The following is a 2,075-nucleotide window of genomic DNA, read 5'->3' on the forward strand; positions in this document are numbered from 1 at the left end:
ACGGTGATGACGGTTTTACCGTCGCTCAGCGTGAAGGTCAGCGCACTGTGGTTGTTGATCGGCAGGCCGTCTTTGTTGGTCAGGGTGATGGTGTAAGTGATCTCGCCGCCTTCGGTCATCGAAGGGGTAGCGGTCAGCTTGGCCACCACTTCGTCGGTGGTGTCGGTCACTTGAACCGAAGCGCTGCCGCCCAGTTGCAGGTTCTCGAAGCCACGACCGTCGATGTCCACAGCGGACTTGATGCCCAGGCTGATCTGGCCAGCGTCGTTGTAGACGTCGTCGCCTTGTGCAGCGTGTTCGTACGGCGCGCTGGTTTCACCGGCCTTGATGGTCACCTTGGCATCGTTGCTCAGGGTCACGACCAGGTCGTGATCCAGCGGCTGGTTGATGTGCACGGTGAACGTCGGTTTGACGTTCTCGGCGACCGAAGCCTGGTCGGCAGTGATGGTGACCTTGACCAGATCGCCTTCGTTGCCCGGAGTACCTGGCTCGTCGGTAACGATGGTGCTGACCGGGGTTTTATCCAGGGTCAGTTGTTCGAACTTGCCGACGTCAGCGCCAGCCACGGAAGCAATCGACTGCACCACTGGCGGATTGGTGCCGGTGTAGACGTTGTCAGGCGCAGTGACAGTGATCGAACCAGTAGTGCCATTGGCTGGTACGGTGATGACGGTTTTGCCGTCGCTCAGCGTGAAGGTCAGGGCCGAGTGGTTGTTGATCGGCAGACCGTCTTTGTTGGTCAGGGTGATGGTGTAGGTGATCTCGCCGCCTTCGGTGACCGAAGGTGTCGCGGTCAGCTTCGCCACCACTTCGTCAGTGGTGTCGGTCACTTGAACAGTTGCAGCACCGCCCAGTTGCAGGTTCTCGAAGGTGGCGCCGGTGGCGTCTACTGCCGAGTTGATGCCCAGGGTGATCTGGCCGGCGTCGTTGTAGACATCGTCGCCCTGTGCAGCGTGTTCGTACGGCGCGCTGGTTTCACCGGCCTTGATGGTGACCTGAGCGTTGTTGCTCAGGGTCACGACGAGGTCGTGGTCCAGCGGCTGGTTGATGTGCACGGTGAAGGTCGGTTTGACGTTCTCGGCAACCGAAGCCTGGTCAGCGGTGATGGTGACTTTGACCAGGTCGCCTTCGTTCGGGGTGCCTGGCGTACCTGGGTTACCCGGAGTACCTGGCTCGTCGGTGACGGTGGTGGTGACCGGGGTTTTATCAAGGGTCAGTTGTTCGAACTTGCCGACGTCAGCGCCAGCAACGGAAGCGATCGACTGCACCACTGGCGGATTAGTGCCGGTGTAGACGTTGTCAGGCGCAGTGACAGTGATCGAACCAGTAGTGCCGTTGGCCGGTACGGTGATGACGGTCTTGCCGTCGCTCAGCGTGAAGGTCAGCGCACTGTGGTTGTTGATCGGCAGACCGTCTTTGTTGGTCAGGGTGATGGTGTAGGTGATCTCGCCGCCTTCGGTCACCGAAGGCGTGGCGGTCAGCTTGGCCACTACCTCACTGAGGGTGTCAGAGATTTCAACGGTAGCCGGGCCACCCAAGGCCAGCTTCTCGAAGGTGGCACCCGGAACAGTTGCGCCAGTGACGCTGAGGGTGATGGAGCCTGCGTCTTTGTAGACGTCATCGCCCTGGACCGGTGTCTTGTACTCGGCTTCGGTTTTACCGGCTTCGATGGTAACGGTGTCGCCGTTCGACAGGGTCACGGTCAACGGACGGTCCAGTGCCTGGCTTACTTTCACAGTGAAGGAAGGCTGCTGGTCTTCGGTCACATTGCCATTGCTGACGATGCTTACGGTGACGGTATCGATGCTGTCACTGATGACAGTCGAAGCCGGGGTCGGATTCGGGGTCAGTTGCTCGAAGTTGCCGCCCGTGGCGTTTTCAATGGTGACGCTAACAGTCGAACCGTTGTTGTAAACGTCGTTCGCCGGGGTCTGGAAATCAACGCTGCCCTGGGTCTTGCCGGCTTCAACGGTAATGGTCTGGCCGTTGGACAGGGTCACGGTGACCGGAGTCTGGGCAGGATTGCTCAGGGTCACGGTGTAGGTGATTACACCGCCTTCGGTCACCGACGGGGT

General features: G+C 59.9%; 1 protein-coding gene. It reads right to left on the minus strand.

The genetic code is table 11. From position 1 onward, the window contains the following. On the minus strand, positions 1–2,075 hold a 2,075-nt coding region (locus ACQKPZ_RS26470; protein WP_427543936.1), incomplete at both ends, for an immunoglobulin-like domain-containing protein.

Source organism: Pseudomonas sp. NPDC089547, assembly GCF_050280665.1.
Taxonomy (GTDB): domain Bacteria; phylum Pseudomonadota; class Gammaproteobacteria; order Pseudomonadales; family Pseudomonadaceae; genus Aquipseudomonas.